Source organism: Sphingobium sp. GW821-FHT02B05 (assembly GCF_059421905.1).
The window spans coordinates 239640-257941 of record NZ_JBWKVW010000002.1 but is presented as its reverse complement, the minus strand read 5'-3'; the positions used below and the strand labels follow the sequence as shown (position 1 = coordinate 257941).

The window sequence follows — 18302 nt, the reverse complement described above, 5'->3', positions numbered from 1 at the left end:
CAGCTGGCGGCGATCCCCGGATCGTCGCCAGCTTTTCGACAATATCGAATGATTGAACCGATTTTATACATATGCGCTGAACAATGAAGTTGGACTAGACCTTGGTTCAGCCCGGACGATCCGGCCGATACCCAGCAAGGAGCCTTCCCATGAGCCAGTTCATCACCACCACCGACGGCGTCGATATCTTCTACAAGGATTGGGGCAGCAAGGATGCCCAGCCGATCATGTTCCACCATGGCTGGCCCCTGTCGTCGGACGACTGGGATGCGCAGATGCTGTTCTTCCTGTCCAAGGGCTATCGTGTCATCGCCCATGATCGCCGCGGCCATGGCCGTTCGGCGCAGGTCGATTTCGGCCATGACATGGCCCATTATGCCGCCGACGCCGCCGCGGTCGCCGAACATCTGGACCTGAAGAATGCCGTTCATATCGGCCATTCGACCGGTGGCGGCGAAGTGGCCGCCTATGTTGCCCACCATGGCCTGCCGCAGGGCCGCGTCGCCAAGGCGGTGCTGGTGAGCGCGGTGCCACCGATCATGCTGAAGACGGATCGCTATCCCAGCGGCCTGCCGATGGATGTGTTCGACGGTCTGCGCGCCGGGCTCGCCGCCAATCGGGCCCAATTCTTCCGCGATGTCGCGAGCGGCCCCTTCTACGGCTTCAACCGGGATGGCGCCGATGTGAAGCCTGCCGTCATCGACAATTGGGTGCGGCAGGGCCTGAACGGCAGCGCGCTTGCCCATTATGAAGGGATCAAGGCCTTTTCCGAAACCGATCAGACCGACGATCTGAAGGCGATCACGGTGCCGACGCTGGTGCTGCATGGCGATGGCGATCAGGTGGTACCGTATAAAAATGCCGGCGTGTTGCAGGCGGAGTTGCTGCCCGACGCCACGCTGAAAATCTACGAAGGCTATTCGCACGGCATGTTGACGGTGAACGCCGATGAGCTGAACGCCGATATCCTGGCCTTCATCCAGGGTTAAAAGGCACCGCCCAACACCCGGCGTTCGTTTCGAGCATATTCGAGAATACTTCTCGACAGGCTCTAAGCGAACGGCGTCGAGGTGGCGGCCAGGCGGTTACTGCCATGATGACAGGAAGCCGGACGGTGGGGTGACGGATCAGACGTCGCTCATGCCGTCCGGCTCCATGTCGTCGCGGCCCAGTCCGACAAACTGGTCGAGCAGCCAGCTTGCGGCCGGCCCCGGCGGCGTATCGCGGCGCCAGATGCCCGAAAAACGATAGGTGCCCCCGCTATGGTCGGGCATGACCAGCCGCACCAGCGTACCGGCCACCAAATCCCCCTCGATCATCGGCAGCGGCATATTGCCCCAGCCAATGCCTTCGCGCAGCAGCGCATGTTTTGCGCCCAGATCGGCCAGACGCCAGGTTTTGGGGCTGCTCACGGAAAAATCCTGCCCCTCGGTAAAGCGGGACCGGTCGGTCAGCACCAATTGCGTATAGGTGCGGCCGGCCCCCGGCGCGATCTTCTCCATGCGGCCCAGTGGATGGTCGGGCGCGGCGACCGGGACCATCGGCACGAGGCCGGCGGCCATTCTCTCAATCCCCTCGACACCGGCGGATAGCGGGCCTGAAATGCCGATCACGGCTGCCCGATCCAGCACCATCGCGGTGATGGCGCCCAATGCTTCGGCATGGAGACGCAGCTGCACCGTCGGAAAGGCCTGCGAAAAGGCGCGCAGCACCTTGCCCAGCCGGTCGGACGGCAGCATAACATCGACCGCCAGATCGACTTCCGCCTCCAGCCCGTCGAGCAAACCCTTTACCTTCGCGCGCAATCCATCCAGGCCGTGGGAAATGCTGCGCGCCTCGGCCAGCAAGGCGCGGCCCGCGACGGTCAGTTGCGGCTTGCGCGTCCCTTCCCGATCGAAGAGGGACAGGCCCAGCTGCGCCTCCAGATTGGAAATGCCATAGCTGATGACCGACACGGCGCGGTTCAGCTTGCGCCCGGCAGCGGCAAAACTGCCTGTGTCCACGATCGCCAGAAAGATGCGCAGCTGGTCGAATGTCGGTGTACCGGGATTGTTCACTATTCCATTTCCTCGAACATAAGGATCGGTTTTATCCATCTGAACAGGAAAGATGGCAAGGGGTAAAGACGTCTTAAACAAGGGCGACGCCATCCCGGCCCTCCGCCCGATCAGGAGATACGACAATGATCGAACTGCGCCCCTTCGACAGCCTTGGCGGTGACAATCATGGCTGGCTCGACGCCAAGCATCATTTTTCCTTCGCCGGCTATCATGATCCCGCCCGCATGCATTGGGGCAATCTGCGCGTCTGGAACGACGACACGATCGCGCCGCATACCGGTTTCCCGCCCCACCCGCATCGCGACATGGAAATCATCACCTATGTTCGGGAAGGCGCGATCACCCATGAAGACAGCCTGGGCAACAAGGGCCGGACCGAAGCGGGCGACGTACAGGTGATGAGCGCAGGCACCGGCGTGCGCCATTCGGAATATAATCGCGAAGATGTGACGACGAAGATCTTCCAGATCTGGATCATCCCCACCCGTCAGGGCGAAGCGCCCAGCTGGGGCGCCCGTCCCTTCCCCAAGGGCGAACGGTCGGGGCATTTCGTGACGCTGGCGTCGGGATATGAGAATGACAATGACGCGCTGACCATCCGCACCGATGCGCGGATCGTTGCGGCGACGCTGAAGGCCGGGGAAAGCGCCGACTATCCGATCGGTGCCGATCGCAAGGCCTATCTGGTGCCCGCCACCGGCGCGATCCAGATCGACGATGTCCGTGCCAATGCGCGCGACGGCGTAGCGATCAGCGACGTCGAGGTCATCCGCGTGACGGCTATCGAGGACAGCGAAATCGTGCTGGTCGACGCCGCCTGATCAAAGGGGCAGGGTCGTCCATATGGGACAGCCCTGCCCTTTTCGCTCATGCCCTAACGGGTGACGATCTCCACCTGCGTTTCGCCCAGTCCTGGTGCGCGGGCGCGCAGGATGATCTTGCCCTTACGCTTGGGGTCGCCCTTCACGATCGCCAGAGCAAGGCCGTTGAAGGCATCGCGGCTCCTGGACGGGAAGGCAGTCATGTCCGTTGGATCGCCATTGTCCGTCGCGACGATCTCGCCCGGCCCCTCGATCGTGAAATCGACCTTCTGCTTGGCGGCCGGGACCACATTCCCGTCCTTGTCCAGCACTTTGAGCGTGACGAAGCTGAGGTCGCGGCCGTCGCTGGCGATTGCGGGGCGGTCGGCGGTCAGCGACAGCCTGGCCGCTTCGCCTACGGTGCGGATCGTGGCGGTCGCCCAGGGCTGGCCCTTCTTCCAGGTGACGACCTTCAGCTCACCCGGTTCATAGACGACATAGTCCCAGCGGAAGCGATATTCATAGTCGCGCTTCTTAATCTTGCCCTGCGACTTGCCGTTGACGAACAATTCGCCCTCATCCGCCGAGGAGAAGACATGGACGGGGGTGATTTGCCCCACCCGGTCGGGCCAGGTCCAGTGCGGCAGGATATGGGCGAATTTCAGGTCCGGGCGCCAGCGCGCCTGATAGAGCCAGAAGCGATCCTTGGGGAAACCGGCCAGATCCATGATGCCCGAATAGCTGCTGCGCGACGTGTAATAGGGCGTGGGCTCGCCAAGATAGTCGAAGCCGGTCCAGACAAATTCCCCCGCGACATAGGGGTTCTGGTCGTCAGCGGCCCACACCCGATCGGGCGAAGAGCCGAAATCGGCGGCGTGCAGTTCATAGGCCGACACCTGATGCGTGTCGGGATTGCCGCCCGACCAGGGGCGCACCGGGCCGCTGATGGCGCCTGCGACCGGGAACATATATTCGCCGCGGCTGGAGAGCGCCGAGGCGCTTTCGGTGGACAGGATGACCTTGTCCGGGAATTTCGCGCGGAAGTTGGGATATTGGCCAACGATGCCGCGAATACCCGCGCCCTGATAATTGAGGCTGATGACGTCCACGGTGGTCGGCAGCAGCATGTCCGCCTTGGCAAAGTTCATGGCGCCCGTGGCGGGACGGGTCGGGTCTTCCTCATGCGCGATGGCGACCAGTTCGCGGCCGATCTTGGCGCCCGCTTCGCCATCATATTGTTCGCCCACTTCATTGCCGACGCTCCACAGGATGATGGAGGGGTGGTTGCGGTCGCGGCGCAGCATGGCGCGGGCATCCGCCTCATGCCAGTCGGGGAAGATCAGGTGGAAGTCGTGCGGCGTCTTCTTCTTTTCCCAGCTGTCGAACACTTCGTCCATCACCAGGAAGCCCATGCGGTCGGTGAGTTCGAGCAGTTCGGGCGCGGGGGGATTGTGGCTCATGCGCACCGCGTTGGTGCCCATGTCGCGCAATATTTCCAGCTGGCGTTCGGCTGCGCGGGCGTTGAAGGCAGCGCCCAGCGCGCCAAGATCATGATGATTGTTGACGCCGCGCAGGGGGATATGTTCGCCATTGACGATCACACCCTTGTCGGGATCGAACCTGATGTCGCGCACGCCGAAGCGGGTTTCATAGGTGTCGATCACCTTGCCGCCCTGCGTCACGGTGGAAACGGCGACATAGCGGTTGGGTTGCTGCGTGGGCGGCGGTCCCCAGAGGCGGGGATTGGCGAGGGTGGTGGAGCCGTTCAGCACCGCCTTCCCGCCCGGCGCGATGCTGGCGGACTGGCGCGTGATGCTTGCCACCCGGCGGCCGGTGCGCTTGCCCTCAGCATCCAGCGGATAAAGATCCGTCGAGACTTCGACCTGTGCGGGCTTGTCGCCATCATTGTCGAGCGTCAGGCTGAGATCCACGGTCGCGCGTTCCTTGGCTACCTGCGGCGTGCGGACTGTCCCGCCCCACTGGCCGACATGCACCTTGTTCGCGGTGGTGAGGTAGATGTCGCGATAGAGGCCGCCGCCCGGATACCAGCGCGCAGAGGCGGCGGGATTGTCGAGGCGGATGGCAAGCTGGTTCCTGGCCCCCGGCACCGCATAGGGCGTCAGGTCGAGGCGGAAGCTGTTATAGCCATAGGGCCAGCCGCCGACGAGTTTCCCGTTCAGCCAGACGGTGGCGTAGGACATGGCGCCTTCCACATCGAGGAAGATGGACTGGCCTTTGTCGCTGGCGGGAATGTCGAGCGTCTTGCGATACCAGCCGATGCCCCAGCTGGGCAGGCGGCCCATGCCGCCATAGGGTCCGTCCTTGATGAAGGGACCGGCGATCGCCCAGTCATGCGGCAGGTCCACATGGGTCCAGCCGCTGTCGTCGAAACCGGCCCGAACATAGGGGACGTCGCCACCGGGATTGCCGGCCGGGCGGACATGATGTTTGGCCGGATCCTTGATGAAGGGATTGGCGCTGGGCAAAATCCAGGGCTTCAGTACGTTGGCGCCGCTATCTTCCACCTTCACGGCTGCGTCGGCGGGCGTGTCGGCCAGCTTGCCATCGCCCGTATCCTCGATCGGCGGGCGGACGTCGTAGCGCAGATCGGTGGTAAGGCCAGCCGGATCGCCCTTCGTGAAGCGCCAGTCCTTGCTGATCGAAACGCTGTCGGCGGCGAGCAGCGAAGCCGGAAGAGAGGCCAGGGCCATGGCGGAGAGGGAGACCAGCCGTCGCCAATGCGACACCGAGTTGGACAGTGGTTTCATCATTCTCTCCCTGTTCGCTTGCGCCTGGTAGCGTTATCATTACTCTGAGCGATAGAGGCTGTTTTTGCAAGCCATGAAGTGGCGCACGGATCGGCTTTCCGTGCGCCGCCGGGCGAGCTAGGAAAAGCGAAAAAAGCGTGGGAGAGGGACATGAGAAAAGCGTTTGCGGCTGGTGCCGCCCTGTTGTTGGCGTTGTCGCCCATCGGTGCGATGGCTAAGCCCGTCACCGATTGTGCTCTACGCGATGCGCCCTTTTCCACGCAATCGCCGATCGTCGACCTGTTGCTGAGCCCAGCGGCCAAAGCGATGCTGGAGGCGGATGTGCCGGAAGTCTTCACCGCCCTGCCCCCGCGCTTCTTTGCGACGCAGGCGCCGACCTTTGCCGCGATCCTGAACCTGAAGGCGCTGGCGAAGATGAAGAACCTGCCTGCCGACAAGATGGCGGCGCTGGACGCGAAGCTGCGCGCCCTGCCGGTCACGGCGGAGGACAGGGTGGCGCGCTGCGCGCGCTACGATGACGACCGCCCGACCATCGCGATGCCCAAGGGCAAGCCCCGGCTGCTGATCTTCGAGAAGATCAACGGCTTTCGCGACGGCCCTTCGGTCGATGCCGCCCGCGCCGCCTTTCAGGCGATGGCGCAGCGCAAGGGCTGGGCCGTGGTGGTAAGCGACAAGGGGGGCGTGATGACGCCGGCCCTGCTGCGCCAGTTCGATGCCGTCATCTGGAACAATGTCAGCGGCGACGTGCTGACGCTGGCGCAGCGGACCGCGTTCGAAGCCTATATCGAACAGGGCGGCGGCTATGTCGCGGTCCATGGATCGTCGGGCGATCCGTCCACTTTCTGGCCCTGGTATGTCGATACGCTGGTCGGCACCCAATTTGCCGGCCACCCCATGGACCCGCAGTTTCAGGATGCCAGGGTCGTGGTCGAGGGGCGCACGCATCCGGTGGCGGCCGGCCTGCCGGGCGAATGGGTGATGAACGACGAATGGTATAGCTTTACCGTCAATCCCCGCCCCGGCAGCGCCGTGATCGCGACGCTGGACGAGGGCAGCTACAAGCCCGGCGCCCTGGCCATGGGCGACCATCCGATCGCCTGGACCCGCTGCGTCGGCAAGGGCCGGGTCTTCTATTCCGGCATCGGCCATCGCCCCGAAACCTATGCCGACCCCCATTATGTCACCATGCTGGAAAATGCGGTTGCATGGGCGTCGTCGCGCCGATCCGCCTGCCCACCTGTCAGAGCATCGTCCGATTAGGTCGAACCGGACGATGCTCCGATTGTCTTTTGCTTACCACATTCTGTAATTCGTCGGCCGTTCCGGCCGACTTCACAATGCTCATACCCCCAGCCGGTTGATCGGATAGACGTGCGGCAGGATGATGTCGCCCGGCATGGCGAGTGGCAGCACGGGGCTGGCCGCGCCGCCCAGCAGCGCATCGAAATAGGCGATGGTCCGGGTCAGCCCTTCGCGCAGCCGCACTGTCGGTTCCCAGTCCAGCATGTCGCGGGCGCGGGCGATGTCCGGGCGGCGCTGGCGCGGATCGTCGGCGGGCAAGGGGCGCATGATGAGGGATGATCGCGACCCGGTCAGCGCCTGGATCATTTCGGCCAGTTCGACCATGGTGAATTCGTCGGGGTTGCCGATATTGATCGGTCCGGTGATCGCGTCCGCGCTGCCCATCAGGCGGATCAGCCCGTCGATCAGGTCATCGACATAGCAGAAGGACCGGGTCTGTTGGCCGTCACCATAGAGGGTGATGGGCTGGCCCAACAGGGCCTGGCAGATGAAGTTGGACACCACGCGCCCGTCTGCCGGGTCCATGCGCGGGCCATAGGTATTGAAGATGCGCGCGACCTTGATCCGCACCCGCCCTTCGCGATGATAGTCGAAGAAGAGGGTTTCGGCGCAGCGCTTGCCCTCATCGTAGCAGGCGCGCGGGCCGATGGGGTTCACATGGCCCCAATAATCCTCGCGCTGGGGGTGGACCTCCGGATCGCCATAGACTTCGCTGGTCGAGGCTTGCAGGATCTTGGCGCCGGTGCGTTTGGCCAGCCCCAGCATGTTGATCGCGCCATGCACGCTGGTCTTGGTCGTCTGGACCGGATTGATGCTATATTGCACCGGGGACGCCGGGCAGGCGAGATTGTAGATCTCATCCACCTCGACATAGAGGGGGAAGGTCACGTCATGGCGCATATAGTCGAAATTGGACCGGCCAAGCAGCTGGGTGAGATTGCTTTTCGACCCGGTAAAGAGATTGTCGACACACAGTACGTCATGCCCCTGCGCCACCAGCCGGTCGCACAGATGCGACCCCAGGAAACCGGCCCCGCCGGTCACCAATATACGCTTGATACCCCTGTTCATCGCGTTGCTCCTTTCGGTCTGAAGATGGTGGCGGCCATGGCGGCCAGATAGGTTCGGCTGAAGCGCGCCATCGCGCCGTGGCCCCGGCCGGGGCGCAGCAGGGCGAGCAGGCTGAAGCCCGCCCAGCGAAGGACGTAGCCGGTGAAGAGAATGGCGTCATAGGCGATCCGCGCGAGCGGCCCATGGCTTTGCCGGAAGAAGAAGCGTGGCCCCTTATAGACGCTGGACAGGATTTCCAGCGAAGGCTGGCGCGCGAAGCTGGCGCCATGATGATGGGTGATGGTCTGGCGCGCGGAATAGAGGACGCGCCAGCCGGCGCGTGCGACGCGGTGGCACAATTCCATATCCTCGCCGAACATGAAGAAGGCCGGGTGGAAGATGCGCGGGCCGACCGCTTCCCTGCGGAAGGTGAGGGACGCGCCCGATACCCAGTCGATCGGGCGGAGGCCGGGCGGATCGTCATCCAGATAGACGGCGGGCGGCGCCCAGCGGCGGGGCAGCAGGCGGCCCAGAAAAAGATAGTTCCAGCCGAGATTGGCAAGCGTGGGAAAGGCACCGCCGGACGCCCGCTGGAAGCTGCCGTCGCTGTTGCGCAGCCGCGATCCGATGATGCCGATGCTGGGGTCTGCGACGATCGTGTCCAGCATCGTGGCGATGGCGCCGGGATCGGCCACCGTGTCGGGATTGAGCAGCATGACGACCGGCGCGTCGGTCATGTCATAGCCAAGCTGGCAACCATCGGCGAAACCCAGATTGGCGCCGCTTTCGATCAGGCGCACCCAGGGAAAGTCCGTGCGGATCATGGTTGCGCTGTCGTCCGCCGACGCATTGTCCACAACGATCGTTTCGACCGCACCGGGGGGCGAGCGGGTCGCCAGCGGGACGGCGGCAAGGCAGTCGCGCAACAGGTCGCGAACATTCCAGTTGACGATGATGATGGCGAGCCGCGTCATGGCATCATGCTCCGGTAAAGATCGGCATAGGCCGGGCGCAGCGCCGCCCAGTCATAGGTGGCGCGGGCATGGTCCTGCATCCGCCGCCGGTGGCGTTCGGCAGGGTCGGCGGCCATGCGCGTCAGCAGCGTGGCGAGCGCACCGGGCGCGGTCATGTCGATCCAGCAGGCGGAGTTGGGCATCAGCCAGCGGAAATGCGGCGCGTCGTGCAGGATGATGGGCAGGCCCGCCGCCGCCGCTTCGACGATGGCAAGGCCGAAGGCTTCGAACGTGGCGGCGTGGGGCATGACGTCGGCCAGTGCGAAGAGGTCCGCCACCTGCGCGCTCGGCACATGGGTCACGCGCACGCGCTCGCCCAGTTTCGCGCGGGCATAGGCCGGCAGGTCCGGGTCGCCATGGTCCAGACTGCCGTCCAGCCAGAGCAGCGGATTGCCGGGCATGGTCGCGACTTCGTCGATCAGATGATGGGTGCGCTTATGTCCGCGATTGAGCGCCGCGACGGACAGGATGACGAAACGGTCGGGCGTGATGCCGTGCCGGGCACGAAGCGTAGCGCGATCGGCGCTGGCGACGAAGCGGTCCGGGCGATAGCCGCAAGGGCGCAATATCATGCGCGCCGGGTCATGGCCCTGCGCGACGGCATCCGCCAAAGTCGCTGCACTGATCTGGTGCAAAAGGTCGCAGGGCGGATAGTCGCGCGGCGGCATCGCCGTCCCTTCCGTATAAAGAAGGCGGAACTTCAGGCGAAAAGGGCGGCGCAGATGGAAGAGCAGGCGCGCCAGTGGCGGATCGATCACATGGACGATGTCATAGCGCCCGGCGATCAGGTGCGGGAGCAACGCCAGCGCGAAGGTCAGGCATTCGGTGTGCATCGGCGTGCGGCCCATCAGCCGGTGCAAGGGCAGGTAGCGGATTGCGTTGCCGCCGCGTGCCAGGAAGGGCAGGACGACTTCGTCAGGCAGAGCCTTGCCGCCGCCCTTGAACAGGGTCATGGGAAAGTCGCCGCGCATCTCATCGAACAGGTCGCGAAACAGCCGCTCGAAACCGCGCTGGACAAGACCTACGCCAGGGCAGGCGATCGCAACGCGGGGGATCATGCGAACCCCCCGGCCACAGGACGCCATCGGACCTTCGACAGGGCGATGAGCGCCAGCATGACGAGCGCTGCCGCGATGCCGCCGATCAGGCTGCCGGCCAGAGGGCTGGCAGTGACCAGCAACGCTGCAAGGATGGCACCGGCGTTCAGTGCCGCGATCGGGCGCCAGTCGATCGGCAGGCCGGACGCTTTTTGCGCGATCCCGCTGACCGCGACTGTGCCGAGCAGCAATTCGACCAGCAGGCAGGCCCAGGCGGCGCCGATCACGCCCAGCATCGGCACCAGCAGGAACAGGGCGGCGCACTGGCTGGCCAATGAAAGGACCGTGAGCAGCATCGATCGCCCCTGCCGCCCGGCGACGACAATCAGTGGGGACATGGCAGTCGTGACGGCGCGGGCCAGCAGCGTCCAGGCCATCAGGCGTAGCAGCGGCGTACCGGCGACGAAATCAGGCCCCATCAATCCCATCAGGAAGGCGCTGCCGCCATGGATGCCCGCGAATGCGAGCGCAGCCAGCGCAACCGACATTTCAAGCACGGCCTGCTGCGTTCGCGCGCAGGCCACGGGATCGCGCCGCCAGTCGCGGGCTACAAGGGGGAAGGCCGCGCTGCCGACCGCCTGTATCGCGACCAGCACCGGCATGACGAAGCGCGCTGCTGCCGCGTAAAGGGCGACCGCCCGCATATCCAGCAGCCGAGCAAGGAGCAGCGGCGCGATCGCATCATAAAAGAGGACCAGCAGGCCGGCGCATCCCAGCGGCCATGCCCGCCGAACGAGCCGGCCGGTATGGAACCTCCCCGGCGCCTTCGCCCTGGGACCGGCCCAGCGCGCGGCGAGCGCCGCCTGCACCAGACGCGCGACGGCGACGCTGCCGATCAGCCAGGGCAGCGGCGCGCGATACAGGCAGGCGATCGCAAGCAGCGGCAGCATCAGCGCGACGCCGGCCAGTTCTGCGCCGATATCCCGCCCCATGCATAACCCCAGCCGCAGCGCCGCGCGCGCCGGTTGCAGCCAGGCCGTGGCCAGCACGGCGACGCTTCCTGCGCATCCCGCCATCACCATGTCGCGATCCTGCCCGGCGATCAGCATCATCAGGGGCAGTGCGGCGGCCACCGTCGGCCCCTGAACTCGTTTCACCCGCGCCAGCGCATCCAGCACCGCCACCTTGCGCCCCGGCCGCCGTGCCGCATCGCGCACCGCCAAGTCGGTCTGCCCGAAATCGGCGATCCATTCTGCAAGACCGACGAGACTGAGGAGCAGCGCATAGGCGCCAAAATCCTCGGCGCCTGCCAGTCGCGCGACGATCAGCGCGGCCAGCATACGCACCGCGGACAAGGCGATCCGCCCGAACGCCAAGGTTGCGCCGGTTTTGAGAGGATAGGTCATGCCATCCTCCCATTGCGTCGTTGCCAGACATCGACCGCGACGATGATCGCCGCCAGTATCCAGAAGAGGCGCGCGCCGGGCATCTGGCGCAGGAAGAAGCTGCCGAAACCGTCCAGGAGATTGGCGCAAAGGCCGGCCAACGCGCCGGCGTTGAGCGCGTGCAGCAGCGGATCGGCGCAATGCGTGGCGTTGCGCAAGGCGGTGCGGAGCAGGCCGATCAGCAGGGCCAGGAAACAGGCGAACCCGATCGTCCCCTGCTCCGCCCAGATCAGCAGATAGATATCGTGCACCACCGGCCAGTTGGTGCCGAAGCTGCGCGTCAGCCCGTCGGTCCCGCCATGGATGGTGCGGCCGGGCAGGTGCAGGACGAAGCTGTTGAGGCCGACGCCCAGCAAGGGATGATCGCGCACCATGGCCCAGGCGACCCCCATCCAGTCCCAGCGGAAATCGATCGCGCCCGGATCGCTCTGGGTAAAGCGGCGGATGATGGCCGGTGCCGTCACCAGCGTAGCGGTGAAACCGGTCACCAGCGCGATTACGGAACCCGCCAGCGCCCTTTGCCGCGATCGCCGGTCGCGCAGCATCAGGCCCATGACGATCGGCACGGCGAGCGCAAAGGCCAGCCAGCCAGATCGGGACAAGGTGAGCAGCAGGGCAAGGAGCGCCACGGCCAGCACCCCGCCGATGGCCAGCTTTCGTGCCATAGACAGGCGCGCCATCAGCATTGCTAGCAACATGGGTGCCAGCATGGCAATATAGCCGGCCAGAATGTTGGGATGGCCCAGCAAGCCGCCGATGCGGAAGGTCGCGCCGCCATCCATATAGGTGGCACGATTGGCATATTCGAGCGTGGTCATCGTCGCCTCGCCCAGAAATTGCAGACCGATATCGCCCTTTTTCGCATATTGGGCGATGCCGACAGCCGCTTGCAGGCCCAGACCCACGACCAGTGCGGCGAAGAGATGGAGGAAGCGCCGTACCCGCGTCAGTTCTCCGATCAGCAGCAGGAACAAGGCCAGCGACTTGGCCATCTGTACTGCCTCCACCAGAGCCAGCTGGCGATAGGGACCGGTCAGCGCGTCGATCAGGCCAAGCAGGATCATCGCGATCCAGCCGCAAGCAAGCAGGGGCATGGCCATCGGCGGGCCTCCACGCCGGGCGTCGCGCCACTGAAAGAGCAGGAGGGCGAGCAGGAACAGATCGACCGCCTCTATCGCATAGGCGCCAGCCCCGCCCATATGGGGCATGGGATGGAAGCGCTTGGCGATGCCGAGCGGGGCGGTGAGGCCGACACCCCACAGGCAGGCGAGCCGGGGATTGCCGCTCGCCCAGAGCGCCCCGCCCAGTGCGACCGCGCCGACCGCTGCCAAAGCGGGCACGCGGCCGGATGAGAGGCCTGCCGCCACGACGAGCGCTGCTGCGCTGGCGGCCGCCACGACCATCAGGGCGCGGCCGGGCTGGATCGCATCAGCGGCCATGCGCGGGCACCGTAAGGATCAGGCCGGCAGGCACGATTCCGTGCGCGCGAAAGGCGTCGCGTGCATCGGTCAACCGTGCCATGGCCGATCGGCCTTCCTCCGCCAGCGTCCAGACCAGATCGGCGGCGCGCGCGAGTGCGAGATGGCGGCTGTCGCTGCCGATGTCGCGTTGCTGGATCAGGATATGATCGAACCGGTCGGCCAGGAAAGGCAGCATTGCTGTAATCCGGTCCGGCTGCCCTGCGGCCGGGTTCAGCCCGGCGCCCAGCAGGATCATGTCCGGCCGCGCCAGCAGGCGCATCGCCTCCACCGCTGGCCAGGGATCATCGACGGGGACTTCGGATATGCCTGGATGGCCGCGAGCGCCCAAGGGCGCGCTTACCCCATCATCGGCGAGCGTCGCGTCTATCAGCAGCATTCGCCCGCCCCGCTCCTCCTGAAGCATGGCGGCGAGCAACAGAAATGCGTCATTGGCGGTATCGGCAGCGCAGAGCCCACTCAGCACAATGGTGCGCGCATCGCCGATCCGGCGTGCCAGATAGCGATAGCTGCGTGAGGGCGGTTCGACGGGCAGAGGCCGATGGCCGATCGCCCGCCGCGACAGGCGGGCGAGAGGGGACAGGCGGGTAAGAGGGGACGGGCGCGCCTTTCCCTGTGCCGCCAGCACCGGCTGTTCCATGGCGGGGCGCCAAACGACTGCATAGCCGCGCGGCACCCGCGTCCAGCGGGCACCGGGCCGCTGGACCAGTTCTGCACCGCAACCAAGGCAGCGGGTAAAGCCGATGCCGCCGTTCCAGGCAGCAGCCGGATCGGCCCGGTGATAGCCCCATGTGCACAGCATCCGCCCGCTCACCCCTTTCCCGGCCAGGTTGCCATATCCATCCAGCAACCGAAAAATTCGAATCGAAATAAATGTTTCGAACGCAATAATATATTCCGGCCTATCCATATCAATATGGTCAATTGTTAACGTCACAAATTGGCACAACCGGAAATTTTACAGTTAATCATCCTACCAATCATCTTTCATTTTTGATTTCATCATATCGTGATTCGGTAAATGACATCGCATATATATGAAATATGCGAATTTGATTACTTAGAAAATTCGTATTTTATGTATTTGATCGGCGTTTTTACTTTACATCGGAGCGTGACAGCCATGCCGACCCACCAATGGGATGCGGACTTCAGGACAAGCGGGATGTTCCAGCAGTTCGGCGCGCTGTTCGTGCGGCTTTGCCGGCTGGTCGACACCGGGCTGATCCTGTTGTGCCTGGCGGCGACCGCCGCGGCCTTTTCTAACCGGCCGGCGATCATCGACGCGCTGTTGTGCGTCGCCGTGCTGGAACTGACGGCATCCTTTTTCCACCTCAGCCGGTCCTGGCGGATCGTGCGGTTGCGCCATGAATTGGCGGACCTGACCGCCCATTGGTCGATCAGTTTTGCCGGCATCATGGCGCTGTTCGCGCTGCTGGGCGATCTGCCGCTGGCGCAGGCGCCGCTATGGATGCCAGCTGCGACGCTCTGGTATGGCAGTTCGCTTGGCGCGATCATCCTGTTCCACATCGCCATGCGCCTTGCCCTGCGGCTATGGCGCAGCGTCGGCCATGACCAGCGCAGCGCGGCCTTCATCGGGGCGACCGAAACCGCGCAGCGGCTGGTCGATGTCTTCGCGCGGCAGCGCTGGATGGGCATAAGGTCGCTGGGCGTGTTCGACGACCGTCGCCCGTCGGACGATCGCACCGTGGCCCTGTCGCCCCATGATTTCGGCGGGCCGGTCGATCGCCTCTATGAACTGGCGCGGACGGGGGCGGTCAGCCGCATCTATGTGACGCTGCCGATGGCGGCGGAGCAGCGGATCAAGGCGATCCTCGACCGGTTCGGCGACACCACCGCATCCCTTTACTATTGCCCGCCCCTGTTCCGGCTGGATCTGGTGGGCGCCCGCTGGGACGATGTCTATGGCCAGCCGGTCGTCAGCATCGTGGAATCCCCGTTCGAAGGGCATATGCGCTGGGTGAAGCGAGCGGAAGATATCGCGCTTACCCTGATCGCCCTGCCGCTGATCCTGCCGCTCGCGCTGCTGGCGGCGATCGCGATCAAGCTGGAGACGCGCGGGCCGGTCTTCTTTTGCCAGACCCGCTATGGCCTCGACGGCCGGCCGTTCCGTATCTGGAAATTCCGATCGATGCGGGTCGCCGATGATGACGTCTTCGTTCAGGCGCGGCGGGGCGACAGCCGGATCACGCGGGTCGGCGCGTTGCTGCGGCGCACCTCCATCGACGAACTGCCGCAGTTCATCAATGTCGCGCTGGGCAGCATGTCGGTGGTCGGACCGCGTCCCCATCCGGTCGCGCTGGACGATAATTTCCGTCCGCTGATCCATCGCTATGCAGTGCGGCACAAGATCAAGCCCGGCATCACCGGTCTGGCGCAGGTCAGCGGCTGGCGCGGCGAGACGGACACGCATGACAAGATGGCGCAGCGGGTCGTGCATGACATCGACTATCTGCGCCGTTGGTCGCTGTGGCTGGACCTTCAGATTCTGGCGCGCACGCTGGTCGTGCCGTTCGTGCAGCGGAACGCCTTCTGATGCGCAGGCCGCTCCCCCTCCTCGCGCTGTTGGCCGGATGCGCCAGTCCCGCACCGGCGCCCGACCTGCCCGATCCGATGCCGGGTTGGACGGTGCGGCGCGACGCCCCCGTCGTTGCCGCAGGGTCGCTGCGGGCGCAGGCATTATGGAACGACCCCAGCCCGCTCCGCACCGATAAAGGCTATGCGCTCTACATGACGAGCAGCGTCGCCGCGCCGTTCAAGCCGCCCATCCTGCCCTTTCGGGCGGTGTCGATAGATGGCGTGCATTGGACGCTGTCACCGGCCACGCCGTTGCTGTCACCAGCGGGCGGCCCCTATGCCAGCATAGAGACGCCCAGCGTGGTGCGCTTTGCCGGCCGATACTGGATGGGCTTCACCGGCGTCTATGCCGATCCGGATCCATCGCCGATGGCGATCGGCCTGGCCGTGTCGCCCGACGGCGTGCGCTGGCAGGTCGCCGACTGGACGTTGCTCAAGGCCACCGGTGGAGCGAGCGACTGGAACGGCTATCTGGTCGGCGAGCCGGGCCTTGTGGTGCGCGGTGATGAACTGCTGCTCTATTTCTCTGCCGTGGGTGCGCGGCAGGGCGGCGGGCCACCGCGCCAGTCGATCGGCCTGATCCGATCGACCGATGGCGCGTGCTTCAGCGCGCCCGAACAGGTCATGACGCAAGGACCGCTCTATCCGGCGACCAAGGGGTATGCCGGCTATTCCTCTCCCGCTGCGCTCGCCGATGCGGATGGCGCGATCGACCTGTTCTACTCGGTCGCCCATGTCAGCCCCGGCGCCGATCCCGAATGGCAGCAGGTGGCGATCCATCATGCCCGCGCGCCCGATGGCCTTCATTTCCGCGAAGACCCCGCGCCCGTGCTGACCCGCGCCAGCACGGGCTGGACCGATGGAGAGATACTCGCCCCCGGCCCGCTGCGCGACGGAGACATTATCCGCCTCTGGTTCGGCGGCCATGTGTCGCGCGGGCGGCTCGCGCCCCTGATTCAGCGGGGCGTTGCCGGGCCGGAATTCGGCATCGGCCTTGCCACCATGTCCCTCGACCAGTTCTCCCAACCACCGATGAAGAAAGGAACCGACAGATGAAAGTCGTCATATTGTGCGGCGGGCAGGGCATCCGCGCCTTTCCCTTCACCACCTATCTGCCAAAGCCGATGTTGCCTTTGGGCGGCACGCCGGTGCTGGTCCATGTGATCAAGAATTTCATTCGCCAGGGGTTTCGCGAGTTCATTCTTGCGGCCGGATACCGGCAGGATGTCCTGCACGATTATTTCGAGGGTAAGGATATCGGTGCCAGCATCAGGATCGTCGACACCGGCGAGGATGCCGATACCGGCCGCCGCATCTGGAATTGCCGCCATCTGATCGACGGGCCGTTCATCGCCACTTATGGCGATGGCTTGTCCGATGTGCCGTTGGCCGATGTCGTCGCCTTCCATCAAAGCCATGATGCGCGGCTGACCATCACGTCGGTGCCGATGTATTCGCAATATGGCGTGCTGTCGGTCGAGGAGGATGGCGCCATCGCCCGCTTCGCCGAAAAGCCGCTGATCGCCGATTATTGGATCAACGCGGGGTTCATGGTGATGGACCCGACCATTTTCGACGACTGGCAGGGCGACAATCTGGAACGGGACATCATTCCGCCGATGATCGCGCGGGGTGATGCCTTCACCTACCGCCATGGCGGCTTCTTCAAGTCGTTCGACAGCTACAAGGATGTGATCGAGGCGGACGAGGTGATCGCGTCGGGCGTACCGCTGCCCTGGATCGCAGGCGACCAGATCGAGGACCGCGCGGCATGAGCGGCTTCTGGAAAGGCAAGACCTGCCTCGTCACCGGCGCCACCGGCTTTCTGGGCGGCAGCCTGGTATCCCAATTGCTGCGCGAGGGCGCGGAGGTGGTGGCGCTGGTCCGCGACATGGTGCCGCAATCGCGCTTTCAGGCGGATGGCCTATCCGATAGCGCCAAGGTCGTGCGCGGCGCGCTGGAGGATTATGACGTCATCGAGCGCGCCTTGAACGAATATGCGGTCGATACGGTCTTTCACCTGGGGGCGCAGGCAATCGTCGGGGTCGCCAACCGCAATCCGCTCTCCACGTTCGAAGCGAATATCAAGGGCACATGGGTGCTGCTGGAGGCGTGCCGCCGCGTCGCCACGGTCGACCGGATCGTCATCGCCTCCTCCGACAAGGCTTATGGCGACCATGATGTCCTGCCCTATCAGGAGGATTTCGCGTTGCAGGGGCGCCATCCCTATGACGTGTCGAAAAGCTGCGCCGACCTGATCGCATTGAGCTATGCGACGACATACCGCCTGCCCGTGACCATCACCCGCTGCGGCAATCTGTTCGGGCCGGGCGACCTCAACAGCAACCGGATCGTGCCGGGCACCTGCCTGGCCGCAATCGACGGGACGCGGCCGGTGATCCGGTCGGACGGGTCGCCCGTGCGCGACTATGTGTTCGTGGAGGATATCGTGCGTGGCTACCTGTTGCTCGCCCAGCATATGGGCGACGCGGATGTCGTGGGCCGCGCCTTCAACTTCGGCACGGGCGAGCCGGTGAGCGTGCTGGACCTGACCCGTCGCACGCTCGCCGCCGCCGGGCGCGCCGACCTGGACCCCGACGTACGCAACAATGCCCATGGCGAGATTCAGGCGCAATATCTCTCCTCCGCGCTGGCGGCCGAGAAATTGGGCTGGGCGCCTGGCGCCGGGCTGGACGAGCGGCTGGCCCAGACCTTCCTCTGGTACAAGGCGCATCGTCATTTCTTCTGAGC

At 64.9% G+C, this 18302-nt stretch carries 15 protein-coding genes; 7 read left to right on the top strand and 8 right to left on the bottom strand.

Annotation, left to right across the window (positions count from 1 at the left end; genetic code table 11):
- Positions 1–149: 149 nt before the first annotated feature.
- On the top strand, positions 150–989 hold the full coding sequence (locus AC07UX_RS10970) for an alpha/beta fold hydrolase (protein ID WP_495192032.1): 840 nt from the start codon (positions 150–152) through the stop codon (positions 987–989).
- Between the two features lie 138 nt (positions 990–1127).
- Here the strand turns inward: AC07UX_RS10970 and AC07UX_RS10965 are convergent, their stop codons facing one another.
- Positions 1128–2057 (bottom strand): LysR family transcriptional regulator, encoded by a 930-nt coding sequence (locus AC07UX_RS10965; RefSeq protein WP_495192031.1) that lies wholly within the window; start codon positions 2055–2057, stop codon positions 1128–1130.
- A 125-nt stretch (positions 2058–2182) separates the two neighbouring features.
- On the opposite strand from AC07UX_RS10965, the gene AC07UX_RS10960 reads away from it, so the two are divergent.
- A complete protein-coding gene (locus AC07UX_RS10960) occupies positions 2183–2881 on the top strand; it encodes a pirin family protein (RefSeq protein WP_056692756.1) in 699 nt (232 codons plus the stop codon).
- A 53-nt stretch (positions 2882–2934) separates the two neighbouring features.
- Here AC07UX_RS10960 and galB read toward each other — a convergent pair whose 3' ends face one another.
- Entirely contained in the window at positions 2935–5631 is a 2697-nt protein-coding gene (gene galB, locus AC07UX_RS10955; RefSeq protein ID WP_495192030.1) for a beta-galactosidase GalB, read from the bottom strand.
- Positions 5632–5778: 147 nt separating this feature from the next.
- Here galB and AC07UX_RS10950 point away from each other — a divergent pair, with 147 nt between their 5' ends.
- On the top strand, positions 5779–6888 hold the full coding sequence (locus AC07UX_RS10950) for a ThuA domain-containing protein (RefSeq protein ID WP_495192029.1): 1110 nt from the start codon (positions 5779–5781) through the stop codon (positions 6886–6888).
- Positions 6889–6969: 81 nt separating this feature from the next.
- Here the strand turns inward: AC07UX_RS10950 and AC07UX_RS10945 are convergent, their stop codons facing one another.
- Genes AC07UX_RS10945 through AC07UX_RS10920 form a run of 6 tightly spaced genes read right to left on the bottom strand, consistent with a single transcriptional unit; the run spans position 6970 to position 13803 of the window.
- On the bottom strand, positions 6970–8001 hold the full coding sequence (locus AC07UX_RS10945; protein WP_495192028.1) for a UDP-glucuronic acid decarboxylase family protein: 1032 nt from the start codon (positions 7999–8001) through the stop codon (positions 6970–6972).
- Positions 7998–8954: a glycosyltransferase family 2 protein gene (locus AC07UX_RS10940; RefSeq protein ID WP_495192027.1), complete on the bottom strand. Its 957-nt coding sequence runs from the start codon at positions 8952–8954 to the stop codon at positions 7998–8000. The genes AC07UX_RS10945 and AC07UX_RS10940 overlap by 4 nt, the downstream gene beginning before the upstream one ends.
- Positions 8951–10051 carry a glycosyltransferase family 4 protein gene (locus tag AC07UX_RS10935; protein ID WP_495192026.1) on the bottom strand — a complete coding sequence of 367 codons (1101 nt, stop codon included), beginning with the start codon at positions 10049–10051 and terminating at the stop codon, positions 8951–8953. Before AC07UX_RS10935 ends, AC07UX_RS10940 begins: the two co-directional genes overlap by 4 nt.
- Positions 10048–11436 (bottom strand): oligosaccharide flippase family protein, encoded by a 1389-nt coding sequence (locus tag AC07UX_RS10930; RefSeq protein ID WP_495192025.1) that lies wholly within the window; start codon positions 11434–11436, stop codon positions 10048–10050. The genes AC07UX_RS10935 and AC07UX_RS10930 overlap by 4 nt, the downstream gene beginning before the upstream one ends.
- Positions 11433–12914 carry an O-antigen ligase family protein gene (locus tag AC07UX_RS10925; protein ID WP_495192024.1) on the bottom strand — a complete coding sequence of 494 codons (1482 nt, stop codon included), beginning with the start codon at positions 12912–12914 and terminating at the stop codon, positions 11433–11435. The genes AC07UX_RS10930 and AC07UX_RS10925 overlap by 4 nt, the downstream gene beginning before the upstream one ends.
- Positions 12904–13803: a hypothetical protein gene (locus tag AC07UX_RS10920; RefSeq protein WP_495192023.1), complete on the bottom strand. Its 900-nt coding sequence runs from the start codon at positions 13801–13803 to the stop codon at positions 12904–12906. The genes AC07UX_RS10925 and AC07UX_RS10920 overlap by 11 nt, the downstream gene beginning before the upstream one ends.
- 315 nt (positions 13804–14118) lie before the next feature.
- On the opposite strand from AC07UX_RS10920, the gene AC07UX_RS10915 reads away from it, so the two are divergent.
- Genes AC07UX_RS10915 through AC07UX_RS10900 form a run of 4 tightly spaced genes read left to right on the top strand, consistent with a single transcriptional unit; the run spans position 14119 to position 18300 of the window.
- Complete coding sequence (locus AC07UX_RS10915; RefSeq protein WP_495192022.1) at positions 14119–15510, top strand: undecaprenyl-phosphate glucose phosphotransferase; 1392 nt, start codon at positions 14119–14121, stop codon at positions 15508–15510.
- Entirely contained in the window at positions 15510–16607 is a 1098-nt protein-coding gene (locus AC07UX_RS10910; protein WP_495192021.1) for a glycoside hydrolase family protein, read from the top strand. Before AC07UX_RS10915 ends, AC07UX_RS10910 begins: the two co-directional genes overlap by 1 nt.
- On the top strand, positions 16604–17326 hold the full coding sequence (locus AC07UX_RS10905) for a nucleotidyltransferase family protein (RefSeq protein ID WP_495192020.1): 723 nt from the start codon (positions 16604–16606) through the stop codon (positions 17324–17326). The genes AC07UX_RS10910 and AC07UX_RS10905 overlap by 4 nt, the downstream gene beginning before the upstream one ends.
- Positions 17323–18300 carry an NAD-dependent epimerase/dehydratase family protein gene (locus AC07UX_RS10900; RefSeq protein WP_495192019.1) on the top strand — a complete coding sequence of 326 codons (978 nt, stop codon included), beginning with the start codon at positions 17323–17325 and terminating at the stop codon, positions 18298–18300. Before AC07UX_RS10905 ends, AC07UX_RS10900 begins: the two co-directional genes overlap by 4 nt.
- Positions 18301–18302 lie beyond the last annotated feature (2 nt).

What these genes read in the sequence shown, in the direction of transcription:
- AC07UX_RS10950 (WP_495192029.1), top strand. Translation starts at nt 5,779, where the DNA reads ATGAGAAAAGCGTTTGCGGCTGGTGCCGCCCTGTTGTTGGCGTTGTCG.
- AC07UX_RS10930 (WP_495192025.1), bottom strand. Translation starts at nt 11,436, where the DNA reads ATGACCTATCCTCTCAAAACCGGCGCAACCTTGGCGTTCGGGCGGATC.
- AC07UX_RS10940 (WP_495192027.1), bottom strand. Translation starts at nt 8,954, where the DNA reads ATGACGCGGCTCGCCATCATCATCGTCAACTGGAATGTTCGCGACCTG.
- AC07UX_RS10960 (WP_056692756.1), top strand. Translation starts at nt 2,183, where the DNA reads ATGATCGAACTGCGCCCCTTCGACAGCCTTGGCGGTGACAATCATGGC.
- AC07UX_RS10900 (WP_495192019.1), top strand. Translation starts at nt 17,323, where the DNA reads ATGAGCGGCTTCTGGAAAGGCAAGACCTGCCTCGTCACCGGCGCCACC.
- AC07UX_RS10935 (WP_495192026.1), bottom strand. Translation starts at nt 10,051, where the DNA reads ATGATCCCCCGCGTTGCGATCGCCTGCCCTGGCGTAGGTCTTGTCCAG.
- AC07UX_RS10925 (WP_495192024.1), bottom strand. Translation starts at nt 12,914, where the DNA reads ATGGCCGCTGATGCGATCCAGCCCGGCCGCGCCCTGATGGTCGTGGCG.
- galB (WP_495192030.1), bottom strand. Translation starts at nt 5,631, where the DNA reads ATGATGAAACCACTGTCCAACTCGGTGTCGCATTGGCGACGGCTGGTC.
- AC07UX_RS10905 (WP_495192020.1), top strand. Translation starts at nt 16,604, where the DNA reads ATGAAAGTCGTCATATTGTGCGGCGGGCAGGGCATCCGCGCCTTTCCC.
- AC07UX_RS10915 (WP_495192022.1), top strand. Translation starts at nt 14,119, where the DNA reads ATGTTCCAGCAGTTCGGCGCGCTGTTCGTGCGGCTTTGCCGGCTGGTC.
- AC07UX_RS10910 (WP_495192021.1), top strand. Translation starts at nt 15,510, where the DNA reads ATGCGCAGGCCGCTCCCCCTCCTCGCGCTGTTGGCCGGATGCGCCAGT.
- AC07UX_RS10945 (WP_495192028.1), bottom strand. Translation starts at nt 8,001, where the DNA reads ATGAACAGGGGTATCAAGCGTATATTGGTGACCGGCGGGGCCGGTTTC.
- AC07UX_RS10970 (WP_495192032.1), top strand. Translation starts at nt 150, where the DNA reads ATGAGCCAGTTCATCACCACCACCGACGGCGTCGATATCTTCTACAAG.